The organism is Streptococcus sp. 29896, from assembly GCF_032594915.1.
GTDB classification, from domain to species: Bacteria; Bacillota; Bacilli; order Lactobacillales; family Streptococcaceae; genus Streptococcus; species Streptococcus suivaginalis.
In genome coordinates this window covers 1,461,548-1,481,339 of the sequence record NZ_CP118733.1, presented here as the reverse complement: position 1 = coordinate 1,481,339, position 19,792 = coordinate 1,461,548, and the positions used below count along the sequence as shown (strand labels likewise).

11 protein-coding genes and 1 tRNA gene are annotated in these 19,792 nt (G+C 45.9%); 10 read left to right on the top strand and 2 right to left on the bottom strand.

Annotated elements, in window-relative coordinates; all coding sequences use genetic code 11:
- Positions 1 to 461 precede the first annotated feature (461 nt).
- Both PXH68_RS06715 and PXH68_RS06710 read left to right on the top strand, forming a co-directional pair.
- Entirely contained in the window at positions 462 to 1,190 is a 729-nt protein-coding gene (locus PXH68_RS06715; protein WP_248027692.1) for a GNAT family N-acetyltransferase, read from the top strand.
- Positions 1,191 to 1,381: 191 nt separating this feature from the next.
- Positions 1,382 to 7,840 (top strand): glycosyl hydrolase family 95 catalytic domain-containing protein, encoded by a 6,459-nt coding sequence (locus PXH68_RS06710; protein ID WP_248027690.1) that lies wholly within the window; start codon positions 1,382 to 1,384, stop codon positions 7,838 to 7,840.
- Between the two features lie 279 nt (positions 7,841 to 8,119).
- Here PXH68_RS06710 and feoB read toward each other — a convergent pair whose 3' ends face one another.
- Positions 8,120 to 10,282, bottom strand: a complete 2,163-nt coding sequence (gene feoB / locus PXH68_RS06705) for a ferrous iron transport protein B (protein WP_248027688.1) — start codon at positions 10,280 to 10,282, stop codon at positions 8,120 to 8,122.
- Positions 10,279 to 10,752, bottom strand: a complete 474-nt coding sequence (locus PXH68_RS06700; RefSeq protein ID WP_248027686.1) for a FeoA family protein — start codon at positions 10,750 to 10,752, stop codon at positions 10,279 to 10,281. Before PXH68_RS06700 ends, feoB begins: the two co-directional genes overlap by 4 nt.
- Before the next feature lie 156 nt (positions 10,753 to 10,908).
- On the opposite strand from PXH68_RS06700, the gene PXH68_RS06695 reads away from it, so the two are divergent.
- From PXH68_RS06695 to PXH68_RS06660, 8 genes are all read left to right on the top strand, one after another.
- Positions 10,909 to 10,981, top strand: a tRNA-Thr gene (locus tag PXH68_RS06695).
- A gap of 489 nt (positions 10,982 to 11,470) precedes the next feature.
- Positions 11,471 to 13,201 carry an ABC transporter ATP-binding protein gene (locus PXH68_RS06690; protein WP_248027684.1) on the top strand — a complete coding sequence of 577 codons (1,731 nt, stop codon included), beginning with the start codon at positions 11,471 to 11,473 and terminating at the stop codon, positions 13,199 to 13,201.
- Positions 13,198 to 14,937, top strand: a complete 1,740-nt coding sequence (locus tag PXH68_RS06685) for an ABC transporter ATP-binding protein (RefSeq protein WP_248027681.1) — start codon at positions 13,198 to 13,200, stop codon at positions 14,935 to 14,937. Before PXH68_RS06690 ends, PXH68_RS06685 begins: the two co-directional genes overlap by 4 nt.
- Before the next feature lie 131 nt (positions 14,938 to 15,068).
- Entirely contained in the window at positions 15,069 to 15,638 is a 570-nt protein-coding gene (locus PXH68_RS06680; protein WP_248027679.1) for a carboxymuconolactone decarboxylase family protein, read from the top strand.
- Positions 15,639 to 15,878: 240 nt separating this feature from the next.
- Positions 15,879 to 16,577 (top strand): N-acetylmannosamine-6-phosphate 2-epimerase, encoded by a 699-nt coding sequence (locus PXH68_RS06675; protein WP_208562848.1) that lies wholly within the window; start codon positions 15,879 to 15,881, stop codon positions 16,575 to 16,577.
- Positions 16,578 to 16,654: 77 nt separating this feature from the next.
- Positions 16,655 to 17,968, top strand: a complete 1,314-nt coding sequence (locus PXH68_RS06670; protein WP_248027764.1) for an ABC transporter substrate-binding protein — start codon at positions 16,655 to 16,657, stop codon at positions 17,966 to 17,968.
- A gap of 85 nt (positions 17,969 to 18,053) precedes the next feature.
- The gene (locus PXH68_RS06665) at positions 18,054 to 18,941 is read left to right on the top strand and encodes a carbohydrate ABC transporter permease (RefSeq protein ID WP_202848259.1); all 888 of its coding nucleotides are present in this window, start codon (positions 18,054 to 18,056) and stop codon (positions 18,939 to 18,941) included.
- Positions 18,942 to 18,954: 13 nt separating this feature from the next.
- On the top strand, positions 18,955 to 19,785 hold the full coding sequence (locus tag PXH68_RS06660; RefSeq protein WP_202848260.1) for a carbohydrate ABC transporter permease: 831 nt from the start codon (positions 18,955 to 18,957) through the stop codon (positions 19,783 to 19,785).
- Positions 19,786 to 19,792 lie beyond the last annotated feature (7 nt).

The following is a 19,792-nucleotide window of genomic DNA, read 5'->3' as shown; positions in this document are numbered from 1 at the left end:
CTGGCTCAACATGAGGTTTTGGAGACCAACCGCCTCCGGCTTCGCCCTGTGGGTATGGCAGATTTAGAGGATATGTACGAGTTACGTCCTTCGGTTTATCTTTTTTTACGTCGTTAACTCGCTTTGCCGTACTCCAGTACTGTCTGCAGCTCTTTTGAGGCGAACTTGGTTCGCACTATCTCTAGTCTTCAAAGGTTCCCCAAACCTTTGAAGCGAGTACTAAAAGTAAACTGAAGGACTATTGCCTCTGACGAGGAGACAACTCGTTGGACCTTCCCTGCTAATCAGACTCGGGAAGACACTCGACGGGGTATTGAAGAAATCTACTTGGCGGATCCAGTCGGAAAGTATGCCTTGGAAGTCAAAAGCAAGCAGAAGATGATTGGTACGCTGGATACCTATGGGCTTTCAGAACAAGACAGGTCTCTGTCTATGGGAATTATTCTCAATGGGGTCAGGGGGTGGCAAGCGAGGCCTTGCAGGCTGTTTTGGACCTTTTACTGCTGGACCTGGACTTTGAAGTGGTCAAGGCAGGGCACGTCCAGGAAAATCAAGCCTCCAAGCGACTCTTGGCAAAGATGGGGTTTCAACTAGTCGCACAAAAAAAGCCGACCAAGCGATTGCTGGTCAGCAGGTTATCTCTTATTACTATGAATTGCATCGGAAGGAGTGGCAGAACCGCTATGGTAATTGAACTTCATAATCTATCCAGTCGCTTCAAAGTGCGAAAACTGACAGATGCCGACTTGGAGCAGGTTTTGGCCCTCTACCAGACTAACCCCCTCTATTTTGAACATTTTCCGCCCCTACCTAGTCTGGCAAGTTTAGCCAATGACCTGGTAGATTGTCCACCAGGTAAGGAGTTATCAGATAAATATTTTTTAGGATTCTGGGACCAAGATAGTCTAGTTGCCGTCTTGGATTTGATAGATGGCTATCCAGCAGCAGATACAGCCTACATTGGTCTCTTTATGGTGGAACAGGCCTATCAAGGAAGGGGCTTGGGATCTACCTTGGTTGAAGAGATCATAGCTGGTTTACCAGGTCGTTTAAAAAAAGTACGATTGGGCTATGTTTCTAGCAATCCCCAAGCCAAGGCTTTTTGGATAAAATGTGGCTTTTCCTATTTGGCAGAAAAAGAATTAGCATGCATCCCTGTCACACTTGCGGAACGATGGATTGAACAATAATAGACAAATCTAGTTAATCTAGGTTTGTTTTTTTTTCAAAGATTTAACATTATGACATATTATAATATTGAATTTTTCAGAAAAGGAGTGTATAATATCAGTATAGCGCTTACATTTTGTGAGATGGAAGGGAAGGAGGCAAACTTCTCCGTAAGCAAGTCCTATAAAACCTATTTAAGAAAGGAAGACCTATGAAGAATCGTTCGAAAGAATTATTCGATAAACGCTACCGCTACTCCATTCGTAGACTTAGTGTTGGAGCGGCATCGGTAGTGGTCGGCTGTCTCTTGTTTGGTGGGCAACAGACTCAGGTTTTTGCCAATACATTACCAGAATCTGAAGCAGAAGTCAGCAACCAAGTCGGTGAGGAGGCCAATCAGGAAGCACCTACTGAAGAAGAAAGTCTAGCAGAAGAAGTTGCCGAACCAATTGCTGCACCAAGAACAGAGAGTGTTCAACCAGCTAACTCAACGGAGGTAGGGGCTGAAGAGTCAACTCCAGCAGCTCCTGAGACGGAGACTGTAGCATCTGAAGAACTGGTGGTCGATGGAGAGGCCCTCAATACAGTAATTAGTTTTGTGGAGAATTTGCCAGAATCTGATCAAAAGAACCTTTTGATGGAAGATTTGGTGCGAATCCTAGCAGTTGGTGAACAAGCTATTGCGACCAACAATTCTACACTTCTTAGCAATGTTAATAACATGCTGAGAGGTATGCGGGATCGGATCTTGGTGATCAATGCTGCACCAGCTAGCAACACAACAGAAAGAAGTGCGGAAGAAGCAGTACCTGTCCTCAATGAAGAGGGATTGAACCGTGTGGCTACTGTCATCAATTCTCTGCCAGATTCAGAGCAAAATGCCCAAAACAAACGCTTTGTGGCACAGATGCAAGAGTTGGCTCAGAATGCCAAGGAAACCAATGATAGCCGTGCCATCAACTATGTCAATGCATGGGTTGAAGAAGCCTTGTCTGTCATTGAAGAAGCCTTTGCAGCAGCCGAAAGCGGAGAAGGGGCTGTAGAAAATACAGCTCCAACGGAAACCGCAAATCCTGTGGAAAACCCAGTTTCTACAACGGGATCAACTCCTACCAGCCCAGTAGCACCTACTTCAACGGCTACCCCAGCTGCTCCTGAAAGTAGCCGTCCAAGTTCAGCAACGCCAGCAACTGGTAACACAGAAGCGCATCCAAGTGCCTTGAAAGAGATTGTGGACCATAACAACTACAAGCTCAACTACGACCGCCCAGCAGCCAATACCTATGAAGGTTGGGAGCATTATGCCCTGCCACTTGGAAATGGAGACATTGGGACCAAGGTCTTTGGCATGATTGGGGAAGAACGGATTCAGTTTAACGAAAAGACCCTTTGGTCAGGTGGTCCGCTTCCTAACTCAAACGATTATAATGGTGGTAACATTCCTGGTAAACATGTCTTCTTGCCGCAGATTCGCAAGGCTTTGGAAGATGGAGACTTGGCAACAGCTAAGAGTTTGGCAGAACGGCATTTGAAAGGACCTTACAACCATCAGTATGGCCGCTACTTGGCATTTGGGGATATCTACCTCAATTTTACTAACCAAGACAAGACCTTTGAAAGCGTATCTGATTATAGCCGTGAGTTGGATTTGAAAACAGCTATTTCAGCGACGAATTATACGCAAGATGGAACACGTTATCGGAGGGAGTCATTTGTCAGCTATCCAGATGATGTCTCGGTAACCCATTTGACCAAGGATGGAAATGAAGCCCTTGAATTTGAATTGGACTTGCAGATGACCAAGGATTTGGTACAGGATGGCTTAGCGCGTGTTCGTCAATATAAGGCTGAGAAATCAGGCTTTAAGACAGGTCAAGTAAGTGCAAGTGCAGAAGGTATTTTATTGACTGGTCAAGTGACGGACAACCAACTCAACTTTGCTGCCTTTGTTGGAGTAAATACGGATGGTCAGGTCAGTGTTCGGGATAATAAACTCGTGGTGACGGGGGCAAGTTATGCAACGCTTGTGATGAATGCGGCGACAGATTTTGCCCAAAATCCAAAAACCAACTATCGTCGTCAAAATGTTGACTTAGCTGCCGAGGTAAAAGCCAAGGTGGCTGCGGCTAAGGCCAAGGGCTATCAAGCCTTGAAAGACCGTCATATCGCTGATTACCAGTCTATCTACAACCGTGTGACCTTAAACATCACCGAGGGAGAGACAAACGGCAGAACCAACCAGTTACTTCATAGCTACAATACAGCGAGCGGACAGGAGTTGGAAGAACTCTTCTTCCAATATGGTCGTTACTTGATGATTACTTCTTCACGTGACGGGGAAAATGCTCTTCCTGCTAACCTGCAAGGTGTCTGGAATGCAGTGGATAATCCACCTTGGAATTCAGACTACCATTTGAACGTTAACCTTCAGATGAACTATTGGCCTGTTTATGTGACCAATATGGCAGAAACGGCCCTTCCGTTGATCAACTATGTCGATGACATGCGTTATTATGGGCGTGTGGCTGCCAAAGAATATGCCAATATCGTGTCAGAAGGTGACCAGGAAAATGGTTGGTTAGCCCATACCCAAGCGACTCCATTTGGTTGGACGACTCCAGGTTGGAATTATTATTGGGGTTGGTCACCAGCTTCCAATGCCTGGATCATGCAAAACGTTTATGATTACTACAAGTTTACCCAGGATAAGGACTACTTACGGACGAAGATTTATCCAATGTTGAAAGAAACTGCCAAATTCTGGAATGGTTTCCTACATTATGATCAGGCGAGCGATCGTTATGTTTCTTCTCCATCATATTCGCCAGAACATGGGACCATTACCATCGGAAATACCTTTGACCAATCCTTGGTATGGCAGCTCTTCCATGATTTCATCGAAGCAGCCAATGAATTGGGACAAGATGCAGACCTTGTTGCGGAAATTACGACCAAATACGAAAAACTCAACCCACTCCATATTAACAATGCAGGTCGCATCAAGGAATGGTATGAAGAGGATACCCCTGCCTTTACAGGTGAAAAAGTGGAAATTGGACACCGACATGTTTCGGAATTAGTTGGACTCTTCCCTGGTACCCTCTTTGGTAAAGATAAGCCTGAGTACCTCGAAGCAGCCAAGGCGACGCTCAACCATCGTGGTGATGGTGGTACAGGCTGGTCTAAGGCCAATAAGATTAACCTATGGGCTCGTTTGCTTGATGGCAATAGGGCACACCGTCTTTTGTCTGAACAGCTAAAAGGCTCTACCCTGGCCAACTTGTGGGATACCCATTCGCCTTTCCAAATCGATGGAAACTTTGGTGCAACCAGTGGTATGGCAGAAATGTTGCTCCAGTCTCATACAGGCTATATAGCACCTCTACCAGCCCTTCCTGATGCTTGGAAGACTGGTCAAGTTCGTGGTTTGATGGCGCGTGGTAATGTTCAAGTGGATATGGACTGGGAGGAGAAGAACCTGAAGGTCATCCGTTTGGAAGCAAAATCAGGCGGCAAGATTGTCCTCGATTATCCAAATATCGAGACAGCCCGCATCCTTATCAATGGTCAAGTGGCAAACTTTTCAAGAGTTCAAGATGGTCGTATCGAATTTATGACTGTCAAGGGTGATGTTGTTGAGTTGGATTCTATCTTGACACGGATTACCGATTTGACGGCAGAGCGAACAGGGGCAAGTACAGCCAAGCTTCGCTTTACGGCTTCTGAAGGAGCGGCTTATTATCAGATTGAGCGCAGTCAAACAGGTGTAGAAGGTGTGAGAATCTTCTCTAGCCTGACTGGTGAATTCACAGATAACAGTTTGGTGCCTGGTGGTGATTATAGCTACCGTGTACGTCCAGTCCTGGCAGGCATCAATACAGCCTTCTCAGATCCAGTATCAGTTTATGCCCTCAACGACTTCTTAGATGACCGTGACCCAAGCATTTCCTATGGTAGCGAATTTAAGGATTACGCAGATGCAGGTCAATGGGCTGGTACAGAGAAATACGCTGACTTTACAGGTCGCCGCACAGTTTCTGAAGACGCTGTTACAGCCAGTCTGACCTTCTTTGGAACTGGTATCGAAATTTATGGTAATAAATCGCAGCAATTGAGTACAGCAAAAGTCTTGATTGATGGTCGTGAGCATAGTACCATTGACTTCTACCGTACTGGTGGCACAGAAAAAGGTGTCTTGATTGGTCGAGTTACTGGTTTAGAAGCAGGTAAGCATACCCTTCAATTGATTGTAAATCGTGAAGAACCAAGCCGTGCCAATGAACGCAACAAAATCAGTCTGGATTACTTCCGAATCCTGCGCGATACTTCGGCTGAGTATGAAGAGTTGGATGATCGTAGCGACCGTATCCAGTATGGCTCTGCTTTTGACAACTACGGCCAAAGTGGTCTCTTTGCCAATACTGAAAAATTTGGTGTACGTAATGACCAGACAACAGACGAGCAAGCAACTGCAAGCCTGACCTTTACTGGAACAGGAATTCAGATTTATGGTATTAAATCCAATCAGCTCAGCAAGGCCCTTGTCACCATCGATGGGGTAGAAGTTGACCCACTCATCTTCAACCGTTCTGATAATCGTACTGAAAAAGGTGTTCTGATTGGTCAATACCTTGGACTTGAAGACCGTGAACATACGATTAAAATTAAGATTGCTCCAGAAGCGATTGGCAATAGTCAGAAGAAGATTTCCTTGGACCGCATTGTGATTTTGAAAGCACAAGCCCAAGTTGCTCAGCCAGCCACCATTTTGGATGCAGCGGCAAGCGCCAATGAAATCAAGTTGGAATTGCCAACAGGTTCATGGACTGCTGTTGAAGTTCGCTTCGCAGGTGTTGATACCCCAGTTCGAATTAGCAAGTCTGGTGAGACAGTTGCAGTTCAAGGGACAGATCATCGTCTAGCAACAGATGGTCTCTACCTGACTCTGGCAGAAAATCGTCCAATCGGTCTAGTAACCGCTCGGACAGTCGATGGAGAAAGAGAAGTCGGCACAACCTATGCAGTGGTTCACAATCAGGTAGAAACTCCAGCAACTAGCCCAGAAACAGGTGCTACAACCGAAGCACCAGGCACAGGTGGCACAACCGAGACACCAGGTACAGGTGGTACGACAGAAGCGCCAGGTTCAAGCGAATCAACAGATGCACCAGGAGCAGGTGGCACAACAGAAGTGCCAAATCCAGGTGAGAAGCCTGTTGCCTTGAACACTAGCGCCTTAGCTGCTCTCTTGGCTCAAACAGAAGCCTTGGAAAATCTGACTGAAAAACAAACTCAGGAATTGGAAGGTCTAATTGAGGCTGCGGATGCTGCCCTAGGTGGAACAGACCAAGCAGCAGTTGATGAAGTAGCAAGCTTGATTGAAGATTGGTTAACATCTTTGAACACCTCAGGTACTAGTGCAACTCCAGATACAGGTGGCACAACCGAAACTCCGGGCACAGGGGCTACAACCGAAACACCAGGTACAGGTGGTACGACCGACGCACCAGACACAGGTGGCACAACCGAGACACCAGGAACAGGTGGTACAACAGACGCACCAGGAACAGGTGGTGCAACAGAGGTACCAAATCCAGGTGAGAAGCCTGTTGCCTTGAACACTAGCGCCTTAGCTGCCCTCTTGGCTCAAACAGAAGCCTTGGAAAATCTGACTGAAAAACAAACTCAGGAATTGGAAGGTCTGATTGAGGCTGCTGATGCTGCTCTGGGCGGAACGGACCAAGCAGCAGTTGATGAAGTAGCAAGCTTGATTGAAGATTGGTTAGCATCTTTGAGCTCATCAGGTACAAGTGAAACTCCAGGTACAGGTGGCACAACCGAAACTCCGGGTACAGGTGGCACAACGAACGCACCAGGCACAGGTGGTACGACTGAAATACCAGGCACAGGTAGTACGACTGAAGCACCAGGTACAGGCGATACGACCGAAACACCAGGCACAGGCGGAACGACCGAAGCACCAGATACTGGTAATTCAGGCGAAACATCAACACCAGCTGAAGAAACAGAAGCCCCTGACTCAGGTCTATTGACTGAGGAGCTAGTCTTGGTAGATCCAGCGACGGGTATCCGTGTTAGTCTGGAAGCAGGTGAAAGCAATCAGATTGTCAAGCTTCTTGTTACAGAAATGCCAGAATCTGCAGAACGAGATACTGATTTCTATGATATTGTCTTGCTTGATCAAGCAGGCAAGGAAGTAGCACCAAGCAAGGATACCTTGGTTGTACTCCCAATCAAAGCAGGCAAAGAAGTTGAAGCCGTTCAATACCACAAGGAAGATGGCAGCGTAGAATCACTGGCCTTCACAGAAACCCTTGTTCAAAATGAAGACGGTACCAGCTTCCCAGCCGTAGTATTTGTTGCAAAACACTTCAGTATCTACGGAGTTGTTTACGTCGAAACTGCCAAAGGACCAGGTCTAGTTAATGAAGGTCCAGCAGCCTTTGAAGGTGGTTTGGTACCAAACCAAGCGCCTAAACAGGTAGCCTTGCCAGCAGCTAGCTTGCCAACCAGTCAAAAAGAAGGCAGCAAGTCTGATGCCAAAACACTTCCAAACACAGGAAGTACTAGCTCAGTTGCCCTTTCGATGATTGGTGGCATGACGCTTCTTTCTAGTCTAGGTCTAGTCGGACGCAGACGCAAAAAATAAGCTTTAGGGATTTCCTAGCTTGAAAAAAACAAACCTCTCTGAATGGATTCAGAGAGGTTTTTGCTTGGTAAATGCTTGATGATCTAGCAACTAGCAGAAGTTATGAAACATCTGCAGGCTTGCTTAACTATAAGCAGAGTCAGCCTTAGTCTTGGGAATTAGGTTTCGACTCTTTCATGGCTTCTTTGATGGAGCAGCTACAAGAGCAGTCCGAACACGCGCCTTTTTTTCTGAAAATACTGATAAGGGCGACCACGAATAGAAGGAAAATTAGACTAGCTAAGATGAGTGTCGGCATGAAGCATCTCCTTTCGGCATGGAATGAACAGTAAGATGGGGAATTTGTTCTTGGGGTCTTCGAAAGAGGAAGAATAATAGAAGTGCAAGGATGGCAAGGGCGAGGTAGCTAGACAGACGAAGGGGCTCTTGATAGAGTAGAACCTGCCCAAACTGAAAGATGACAAAGCTGATTAAGTATGCCAACCCTGTCTGATAACTGATGGCAATCCAGGTCCATTTTGCCTGGCCCATTTCACGATGGATGGCACCAATTGCTGCAAAACAGGGAGCACATAGGAGGTTGAAGACAAGGAAGGAGTAGGCGGAAAGGGCTGTGTAGTCCGCCTGTAAATTGGTCCACAAATCAGGATTAGATTCGCTGGTTTCACCAAGTCGGTACAGAACACCAAAGGTGGAAATCACAGTCTCCTTGGCAAGCAACCCTGTTAGAGCGGCGATGCTGGCTCGCCAATTTCCAAAGCCCAAAGGGGAAAATAGCGGAGCGAGCAGATTGCCAAGACTAGCTAAGATGCTGGCTTCTGTCTCTACTGATTCTAAGGACCAATTATAGGAACTGGTAAACCAGATGAAGAGATTGGTCACAAAAATAATACTTCCTGCACGCTTGATAAAACTCCATGCTTTTGAAGAAGCATAGCGTACAGTATTAAGCAGGACTGGCAGATGGTAGTTGGGAAGCTCCATGATAAAAGGACTAGCTTGTCCGCTCAACTGTTTGGTCTTTTTGAGACCGATTCCTGAGAGAATAATCGCTCCCATTCCAAGAAAATAGGCAGATGGTGCAATCCATGGATTATTTGGAAAGAAGGCACCTGCTACTAGTGAAATAATCGGTAGTTTGGCAGAGCAGGGCATAAAGGTTGCGGTCATGATGGTGATTTTTCGGTCAGCCTCATTTTCGATGGTCCGACTTGCCATGACCCCTGGCACCCCGCACCCGGTAGAAATGAGCATGGGAATGAAGGATTTGCCTGAAAGGCCAAAGCGTCGAAACAATCGGTCCATGACAAATGCAACACGACTCATGTAGCCTATGTCTTCTAACAAGCCCAGACAGAAGAAGAGGACGAAAATCTGTGGGACAAAGCCCAGAATGGCCCCGCAGCCTGCCACTATCCCATCCAAAACCAAGGCTTGTAGCCACTCCTCAATTCCCCAAGTTGTTAGACCAGCCTGCACCCAGTTGGGGACAAGTTCACCAAAGAGAATATCGTTGACCCAATCGGTTCCCATAGTACCAATGGTTTGGATTGAGAAAAAGTAAACTAGCCACATGACCAAGGCGAAGATAGGCAGTCCCAACCAACGGTTGGTCACGACTCGGTCGATGCGATCAGAAAGAGCTACAATAGTTTCACCCTGGCTTTGAACGGCAGTTGCCATCCTTTCAATAGCCTGATAGCGTTGATTGATTAAGATAGCATCGATTTCATCCTGATAGATTTTTTCGAGGATGGAGGCAATTTCTTGGATAATGGTGACAGCCTCTTCTGGTAAGTCCAATTGGTCCATGACCAGCGCATCACCTTCAAGGCAACGCAGGGCGTAGAAGCGTTTGTGGCGCTCCGAGAGCGAATCAGGTAGCACCTCTTGGACTTGAACCACAGCAGCTTCTAGCTGAGGATCATATTCTGGGAAAAAGAGAGAGGATTGGGCAGATAGTGGCTGACGGAGGGCTTTGACTAGCTGTGTAAGCCCCGTTTTTTTCAGGGCAGAAATAGCCACCACTGGGTGTCCCAGGAGGTGAGAAAGGTGGTCAATTTGGATGCTTTTTCCAGCTGCCACTAGCTGATCGTTCATATTTAGGGCAATGACCATAGGCAGTCCCAACTCTACTAATTGAAGAGTGAGGTAGAGATTGCGCTCGAGATTGGTCGCATCCAGAACATTTAAGATCATATCAGGCTGGTCTTGTAAGAGATAGTGGCGTGCCACAGTTTCATCAGGGCTGTAAGGAGAAAGGGAGTAAATGCCTGGTAAATCTTGGAGGAGGATTTCCTTATCTTGTTTGAGCCAGCCCGATTTTTTTTCAACCGTGACACCAGGCCAATTCCCCACCCGTTGGTTAGAGCCAGTCAATTGGTTGAAGAGACTAGTTTTACCGCTGTTTGGATTGCCGATTAAGGCGATTTCTTTTTTCATTCAAAAACCTCATCTTGTAGGGAGACAAAGAGAAGCTGGGCTTCTGACTTACGCAGACTGAGTTGATAACCACGAATGGTAATTTCAAGAGGGTCCCCTAAAGGCGCCAGTTTTTTAAGATAGATTGCTGTTCCTTTGGTCAATCCCATGTCCATCAAGCGTCTCTTAAGGGCACCCGTTGCACAGATCTGCTCCAAAATAACCTGACTACCTATGGCAACCTGAGAGAGGGGGATGAGGCTTTTTTGGCTGGGGCTAGCCACCAAGTTCATCCCCTCCATCAAATCCTTGTCCAAAGCCAAACGGCTAGCCTTGACTTGCACAATGATATTGGCCTTTGTCTTGGAAATAATCCGAATATCCTGTCCCACTAGAAAACCCAGTTGTTGCAGGTGTTTACTGAGGCTATCCGAGAAATGCATGCCCACTAGCCGATAGGATGAGCCAACTTGTAAGTCTGTAAAATCCATCGTTTCATTCCTTTTCTGTCACTAAACTATGTTCATTATATCACAAACTATTAAAAATGTCAGAAAATTCTAGGATAAACTGGCAACTTTCTATTGAAAATATCTGAATTGGGTATTGACAAGTCTGAATATGATTTGTTAGAATATAAAAGTACTGCTGGTTTAGCTCAGTCGGTAGAGCGCATCCATGGTAAGGATGAGGTCGCCGGTTCAATCCCGGCAACTAGCATAGTATAACGTCAAAACCCCTTGCTAAACAAGGGGGTTTGTTTTTATTTTACCAACCAGTTTTCCAGAAATTTATAAAAATATTCCTCTTGATGTAGCTGATAGGATGGTTCCTATTTAGCAAAGGTAGAAAGTTGGTCGGATGTGGGCGAATGGGAGTTGAGATAGTTTGATAAAACAAAGTTTTCTAAAAATGGAAAAATAGCTTGACAGATGGTTTCAGTATGTTAGAATAGGAGCAAGGTAATAACTAGAAATGAAAGGAGAACATCATGAATACATTCGTAAGTTTGACAACTACTGTATTGCATTACCAGACTCTCCTTTCTAAGCCAAGACCTTAGTTTCTTTTTGTGGACTTGAGGGGCCCGGGACGGAGTGTATTCTGTCTCGGCTTTTTTGTGTGTCTTGGGCTTATTTATTTGAGGATTGCGAGGCTTGGGACTAGGAAATTCTTGGTGAAGAAAGGATAAAAGGAGAAGGAGATTATATGTTTCGATTAATTTTTGACTATGTCAAGCAACACAAGTGGCTCTACTTGTTGGTTGCTGTGACCTTGATTATTTACGATGCCACGCTCTTGGTACCGACTCAGATTATTCAGCGGATGGTGGATACCTTAGCCAGTCAGGGACTGACAGAGTCTCGCTTGGTGCAGGACATGACCGTGCTTTTCTTGGTGACCTTGCTCAACTATGCTATGGCATTTATTTGGCATCTCAAGCTCTTTCAGGCTTCGGTCAACTTCAAGTTTGAGATGCAGCAGCGGGCCTTTCGTAAAATGGTGGTCATGCGGACCCCTTTCTATGAAAAATTCCGCTCAGGTGACATCATGACCCGTTTTTCAACGGATGTGGACGGGCTTATGGAAATGGTGGGCTACGGCCTCATGATTGTGGTCTATTCAGGTGGTATGCTGGCCTTTATCATTCCGACCATGTTTCTGATTGACTGGAAGATTTCCTTCTGGGCAATTTTGCCCATGCTGGCCATGACGGTTTGTATCTTCTTTATCGGTCGCAAGCAGGACCAAGCCATTGAGGAAAACCGTGATGCTGTAGCGGCGCTCAATACCGAAGTCTTGGAAGTGGTCGAGGGCATTCGCGTGACTCGAGCTTATAGCAAAAAGGCTAGTCAGGAGGCCAAGTTCCAAGAAAAAACCAGACGACTGGCCCAAGGTGGTAACCGCATCACCTCCCTCCAGTCTCTCTATAATCCGCTAGCAACGGTCTTTCTGGCCTTGTCCAATGCGGCGGTCCTCCTCTTAGGAGCCCAGGCCCTGCAAAATGGAGACCTCAGTCTTGGTCAGGTCATCGCCCTCCAGCTCTATGTCAGCTCTCTCCTGGAGCCCTTCTGGACCCTTGCCGATTTCATTCTGGTTTACCAGACAGGCAAGACCTCCTTTGAGAAGTTGCAGGAACTCATTGACACAGGGGACGACTTGGAGGTGGACGGCTCTAGGGCAATAGCAGAGCTGGCTAGCATTACTTTCAAGGATTACAGCTTTAGCTATCCACAGGCAGAACGGGCCAGCATTTCAGACATTAACTGGACTCTGACGGCTGGTCAGACAGTTGGTATCGTTGGAAAGACCGGCTCAGGCAAGACCACCTTGGTCCGTCAGCTGCTCCGTCAGTATCCAGTCGGCCAGGGAGAATTTGTCATCAACGGTCAACCAGTTTTAGAGATAGAACGTGCTTCGATCGAGGAAAAAATCGGCTACGTTCCCCAAGAGCATATCCTCTTTTCCAAGTCTGTGGGCGAAAACATTGCTCTGGGCAAGTTGGATAGCAGTCCTGAGGACATTGAACAAGCTATTGCCACAGCAGCCTTTACCAAGGACTTGGAGCGGATGAGTGACGGTCTAGAAACCATGATTGGTGAGCGGGGCGTGTCCATTTCTGGCGGTCAGAAGCAACGGATTTCCATTGCCCGTGCTTTCCTGCGAGAGCCAGACTTGCTGATTCTGGACGATTCTCTGTCGGCAGTTGATGCTCGAACAGAACGCCAGATTATCCAAAATATTCAAAAAGAGCGTGCGGGCAAGACCAATGTCATCGTGACCCACCGCCTGTCTGCTGTCAACCATGCGGACTGGGTGCTGGTCTTGGATGAGGGACGGATCGTCGAGGAAGGGCGGCCGGCCGACTTGCTTGCACAAGAGGGCTGGTACTATGAACAATACCAACGCCAACAAAGTCAGGAAGGAGGGGAAGAATGAGCGTTATCGGTTATTTATTAAAAGAAATCAAGCGGGTCAAGTGGCTCTTTCTGGCGGCGGTGGCTGTTTATCTGCTGGCCTCAACCCTGGTCCGCTTTGCACCCCTGATCTTGCAGGGCTTGATTGACGGTCCTCTGACAGCAATCAGTAAGGGAACGACCTTGGATCAGGCTGTCTTTCTGAGGGAATTGGGCGTTTATATGCTCATGAATGCCTTTGGTGCCCTTGGTTTCTATGCTTCTATGCGTCTGCTCATGTTCTGTGCCAACGGTATAGCGGAGCAGTTGCGAAATCGAGCCTACGATGTCATGCAGCGGCTGCCGATTTCCTACTTTGATGATAAGCCAGCAGGTAAGATTGCCACACGAATTGTCAATGATACGGAGACCTTGCGGACCCAGTTTTATGGGACTTTAGTCTATGCTTTTAACAACATTGTCCGCCTGATCTTCACCTATGGCATTCTTTTCTATATGAATGCGACCTTAGGCTTTGTCCTTCTCTTGCTGATTCCCCTCTATATCGGGATTCAGTATGCTTATAAGAAGATGACTGATAAGCCGATGAAGGACTTCTATGATGCCAGAAGCGATGTCAATACCCAGGTCAATGAAACCATGAATGGTGCTAGCCTGATTCAGCTTTTTGGTCAGGAACAGCGGGTTATGGAGGAGTTTGAAGCGACGGCAGACAAGATGCGACGGGCAGATAACAAGATTATCTGGGCCCAGTCCATTGCGACTTGGAACTTGACCGAGTTCTTGAAATATCTGGTCATCACAGGGATTTTGACCATTGTGGGCTACCAATTCCTCAAGGGCCAGTCGGACCTATCACCAGGTCGCCTCTTCGTCTATATCAACTATATTGAAGGGGTCTTTATCGCCCTCGGTGCCCTCGTTCAGCAATTCCCCAACCTCCTGCGTTCCTTAGAAACAGGTAAGCGGGTCAAGGGCCTCTTGGAAGAAGAAACAGAGCCAGATAGCAGTACTGAGTTGACAGTGACGGACGGTCAGGTGGTCTTTGACCAGGTCACCTTTGCCTATGAAGCTGGCAAGCCTATTCTCAAGGACATTGTCATTCAGGCAGACAAGGGAGAAACCATTGCCCTGGTCGGCCACACAGGCTCTGGCAAGTCGTCCATTATGAACCTCCTCTATCGTTTCTACGATCCTCAGGAAGGTCGGGTTTTGATTGACGGGAAAAACATCCGTGACTATTCAAGGGAAAGCCTGCGTAGTCATATGGGGATTGTCCTACAAGATCCGTATCTCTTCACCGGCACAATCGCCAGCAACGTAGCCATGAACGAGGAAGAAGCGGATAGGGAGAAGATTGCCCAGTCGCTTGAAAAAGTTGGTGCAGGACCTATGCTGGCTCGATTAGAAAAAGGCATGGATGAGCCCGTTGTCGAAAAAGGTGCCGCCTTCTCTAGCGGTGAGCGGCAGCTGATTGCCTTTGCCCGCACCCTTTACTCCGATCCAAAAATCTTGATACTGGACGAGGCGACTTCCCATATCGATACGGAGACAGAAGAGATTATCCAGCACGCTATGGAAGTAGTTAAGGAAGGGCGGACCACCTTTATCATCGCTCACCGCCTCTCAACCATTCAAAATGCAGATCAGATTTTGGTCTTGGACCAAGGCCGCATCATCGAGCGTGGCAGACATGAGGACCTGATTGAGCAGGGCGGTGTCTACGCCCAGATGCATGACATACAATCTAGGGTTTAGGAAACAATAAATTATAGTTTTTCTTTATTGGAATGATAGTTAAAATATATTAGCAAACCTTTTAGAGGTATGATAGGATAGTGCTATATCATGGAAGTCAAGATTGATGACTTGATGTAAAAAAGCATGAAATGGAGTTTCCTATGACACAAGCAATTTTCCCTATTCATACCTTGGATACTGTTAGACCTGATTTGAGAGAAAATTTGGAAACGGTCAAGAAAAATAATGGCGGCTACATTCCAAACTTAATTGGACTTCTGGCTAATTCTCCAGCCGCTTTGGAAACTTATCAGACTGTCGGAGGAATAAACCGCCGCAACAGCCTGACACCGGCTGAACGTGAAGTTGTGCAAATCACAGCAGCGGTTGCTAATGGATGTGGCTTCTGTGTAGCGGGGCATACAGCTATCTCTATCAAGCAAATTAAAATGCCTGATGAGATTTTACAGGCTCTCCGTCAAGGGACGCCGATTGACACGGATGAAAAATTGGATACCCTAGCTCATTTTACCCTAGCGGTAATTCAAGAAAAAGGTAAGGTTGGGGACCGGTTGCTCGAGGAATTCTTCCAAGCTGGCTATACAGCTGAGAGTGCCTTAGATGTGGTACTTGGTGTTAGCCTAGCGACTTTGTGTAATTATGCCAATAATTTAATTAATACACCGATTAATCCAGAATTGCAACCATATGCGTTATAAGATAGTGTATTGAAAAAAATCAGTTAGACTTGGCTCTGACTGATTTTTTATTGCTGTAAAACTAGTTCTGGAAAATCGTCTGAATTCTGAAACTAGTTTTAGAAAAGTTAGTATATAAAGTTTTTTGGAAATTACATTCTAAATTGAAAATAAGTCTTGAAAAAATTAGATAATACAATATAATAATTAATGTAAGCGCTATCTTTGACTGTTGCAACACAAATAAAAAGGAGTGAAAGAATGACAAAGATCAGCAAGGAAGAATTAAAGAAACAAATTAAAAACGGTATTATTGTTTCCTGTCAAGCCTTGCCAGGCGAGCCTCTCTATCGAGAAGAAGGTGGTGTCATCCCCCTCTTGGTACGAGCAGCAGAAGAAGCAGGTGCGGTTGGTATTCGGGCCAACAGTGTGCGAGATATCCAGGAGATAAAAGAAGTAACCCAGTTGCCGATTATTGGCATTATCAAGCGGGATTATCCGCCGCAGGAGCCTTTTATCACCGCAACGATGAAGGAAATCGATGAACTGGCAGCCCTAGATATTGCGGTTATCGCCTTGGATTGCACCAAACGTGAGCGCTATGATGGCTTGGAGATTCAAGACTTCATTCATCAAATTCGAGAAAAATATCCAGATCAACTTTTCATGGCAGACATCTCTACCTATGAGGAAGGCTTAGTAGCCCATGAAGCTGGAATTGATTTTGTTGGGACGACCTTGTCAGGCTACACCTCTTACAGCCGTCAGGAAGCAGGTCCAGATATTGAGCTGATTGATCAGCTCGTTAAAAAAGGAATTGATGTCATTGCGGAAGGTAAGATTCATTATCCAGCAGAAGCAAGACTTATCAATGATTTAGGGGTGGCTGGGATTGTCGTCGGTGGTGCGATCACCCGTCCTAAAGAAATTGCTGAGCGTTTCATTCGTGCCCTTGATTGATCAACAGTTATCCCTACTTTAATGTGGTATCAAATCATTCCCAATAGGGAAACAAAAAAAGAAAAAGGAGAAGAATGATGAAAAAAATCATCCATTCATTGTTGGCAGGTGCTGCGGTTCTATCGCTGGCAGCTTGTGGATCAAGCTCTAGTGACTCGACTGCAACGTCTTCATCTGAGGCTGCAAGCACAGAGAAGACAGAAATTACATGGTGGGCCTTCCCAGTCTTCACCCAAGAAAATACAGAAGATGGTGTTGGTACCTATGAGCAAAAAATTATTGCTGCTTTTGAGGAAGCAAACCCAGATATCACTGTAAAACTCGAAACCATCGACTTTACATCTGGTCCTGAAAAAATTACAACTGCTATTGAAGCAGGAACTGCTCCAGATGTCCTCTTTGACGCACCAGGACGTATCATCACTTACGGAAAAAATGGTAAATTGGCTGAGTTGAATGACCTCTTCACAGATGATTTTGTCAAAGATGTAGCCAACCAAAACATTATTCAAGCATCTAAAGCTGGTGATACTGCCTATATGTACCCACTCAGCTCTGCACCTTTCTACATGGCCTTTAACAAAGCGATGTTGAAAGACGCAGGTGTGCTTGATCTTGTCAAAGACGGCTGGACAACTGACGACTTTGAAAAAGTTATCAAAGCTTTGAAAGACAAGGGTTATAACCCTGGGTCCCTCTTCTCTAACGGTCAAGGTGGTGACCAAGGTACTCGTGCCTTCTTGGCAAACCTCTACAGCGGAAGCATCACTGACGAAGGTGTAACCAAATATACAACTGACTCAGAACAAATGATCAAAGCCTTAGATAAGGCAGCTGGCTGGATTAAAGACGGCTACATGATGAATGGCTCACAATATGCAGGTGGCGACGACATCCAAAACTTTGCAAATGGCCAAACATCTTACACCATCCTTTGGGGTCCCGCGCAAAATGGTATCCAAGGACAATTGTTAGAAGCATCTAAAGTAGAAGTGCTTGAAGTACCATTCCCATCTGAAGATGGCAAGGCAGCCCTTGAGTACCTTGTAAACGGATTTGCAGTCTTCAACAATGGCGACGAAGCACGCGTAGCGGCAGCTAAGAAATTCATCCAGTTCATCGCTGATGATGCTGAATGGGGTCCTAAGAACGTTGTTCGTACAGGTGCCTTCCCAGTTCGCACATCATTTGGAGCACTCTATGATGATGAGCGCATGGCAATGATTGAAGAGTGGACTCAATACTACTCTCCATACTACAACACCATTGACGGTTTTGCTGAAATGAGAACACTTTGGTTCCCAATGTTGCAAGCTGTATCAAATGGCGAAAAAGAAGCTGAGCCTGCTTTGAAAGAATTTACAGAGCAAGCAAATGCAACCATTAAATAATTAAAGAATTTGATGCTCCTTTTCACCGTCAAAATAATGGATGTCGAAAAGGAGCATTTTCTGTTCAGAATTAGAGGTGTTCATCGTGAGGATTAATAAAATTAGAATGCGGGAGACCATTGTGTCCTACACATTTTTGGCCCCAATTCTGGTCTTCTTTACTATCTTTGTCCTAGCGCCAATGATCATGGGATTCGTCACTAGTTTCTTCAACTACACTATGACAGATTTCACCTTCGTTGGCTTGGATAACTACATTCGGATGTTCAATGATCCGATTTTCATCAAGTCCCTGATCAATACAGTCATCATTGTAGTTGGCTCAGTGCCAGTAGTGGTCTTGTTCTCTGTTTTCATCGCTTCTCAAACCTATGAGAAGAATGTGATTGCGCGTTCCTTCTATCGGGCGGTCTTCTTCCTCCCAGTAGTTACAGGTTCGGTTGCCGTTACAGTCGTGTGGAAATGGATCTATGATCCCCTATCTGGTATCTTGAACTTTGTCCTGAAATCAGGTGGTGTTATCGAGCAAAACATCAGCTGGCTTGGGGACAAACAGTGGGCCTTGTTAGCCATTATTATCATCTTGTTGACAACATCAGTTGGTCAGCCGATTATTCTATACATAGCAGCTATGGGAAATATTGATAATTCCCTAGTGGAAGCAGCGCGTGTAGATGGGGCAACAGAGAACCAGGTCTTCTGGAAAATTAAGTGGCCTAGTCTCTTGCCAACAACTCTTTACATTGCGATTATTACAACCATCAACTCCTTCCAGTGTTTTGCCTTGATTCAGCTCTTGACCTCTGGTGGGCCAAACTATTCAACGTCAACTCTCATGTACTACTTGTATGAAAAGGCCTTTAAACTATCGGAGTATGGTTATGCCAATACCATGGGTGTCTTCTTGGCAGTCATGATTGCATTGATTTCCTTTGCCCAGTTTAAGATTTTGGGCAACGATGTAGAATATTAGAAAGGAGGAGGCTATGAAGAAGAAACCAATTTCTATCTTTTCGATTTTGACAACCATCATCTTGCTCCTCTTGACCATTCTATTCATTTTCCCATTTTATTGGATTATGACGGGGGCATTCAAATCCCAACCGCATACAATTGTCATTCCACCGCAATGGTGGCCTACTCAGCCAACGCTTGAAAACTTCACCAAATTGACCGTTCAAAACCCTGCTTGGCAGTGGTTGGGGAACTCAGTCTTTATTTCACTAGCAACCATGGTCTTAGTTTGTTCAACATCTTCTCTAGCAGGTTATGTCTTAGCTAAGAAACGATTCTATGGCCAGCGGATTTTGTTCTCAATCTTTATTGCAGCCATGGCTTTGCCTAAACAGGTTGTCTTGGTTCCACTGGTACGGATTATCAACTTCATGGGCATTCACGATACCTTGGCAGCGGTTATCCTGCCACTTGTTGGTTGGCCATTCGGTGTTTTCTTGATGAAACAATTCTCTGAAAATATCCCAACAGAGCTCTTGGAATCTGCGAAGATTGACGGTTGTGGTGAAGTATCAACCTTCTGGAATGTTGCTTTCCCAATCGTAAAACCTGGTTTTGCAGCCCTGGCCATCTTTACGTTTATCAACTCTTGGAATGACTACTTCATGCAGTTGGTTATGTTGACATCACGTCAGAATTTGACCATTTCGCTGGGTGTTGCAACCATGCAGGCTGAGATGGCGACCAACTATGGAGTCATCATGGCGGGTGCAGCCCTTGCAGCGGTACCAATTGTTACAGTCTTCCTTGTCTTCCAGAAATCCTTTACGCAAGGTATTACCATGGGTGCGGTGAAGGGTTAGGAAAAAC

What these genes read in the sequence shown, in the direction of transcription:
- PXH68_RS06710 (WP_248027690.1), top strand. Translation starts at nt 1,382, where the DNA reads ATGAAGAATCGTTCGAAAGAATTATTCGATAAACGCTACCGCTACTCC.
- feoB (WP_248027688.1), bottom strand. Translation starts at nt 10,282, where the DNA reads ATGAAAAAAGAAATCGCCTTAATCGGCAATCCAAACAGCGGTAAAACT.
- PXH68_RS06700 (WP_248027686.1), bottom strand. Translation starts at nt 10,752, where the DNA reads ATGGATTTTACAGACTTACAAGTTGGCTCATCCTATCGGCTAGTGGGC.
- PXH68_RS06690 (WP_248027684.1), top strand. Translation starts at nt 11,471, where the DNA reads ATGTTTCGATTAATTTTTGACTATGTCAAGCAACACAAGTGGCTCTAC.
- PXH68_RS06685 (WP_248027681.1), top strand. Translation starts at nt 13,198, where the DNA reads ATGAGCGTTATCGGTTATTTATTAAAAGAAATCAAGCGGGTCAAGTGG.
- PXH68_RS06680 (WP_248027679.1), top strand. Translation starts at nt 15,069, where the DNA reads ATGGAGTTTCCTATGACACAAGCAATTTTCCCTATTCATACCTTGGAT.
- PXH68_RS06675 (WP_208562848.1), top strand. Translation starts at nt 15,879, where the DNA reads ATGACAAAGATCAGCAAGGAAGAATTAAAGAAACAAATTAAAAACGGT.
- PXH68_RS06670 (WP_248027764.1), top strand. Translation starts at nt 16,655, where the DNA reads ATGAAAAAAATCATCCATTCATTGTTGGCAGGTGCTGCGGTTCTATCG.
- PXH68_RS06660 (WP_202848260.1), top strand. Translation starts at nt 18,955, where the DNA reads ATGAAGAAGAAACCAATTTCTATCTTTTCGATTTTGACAACCATCATC.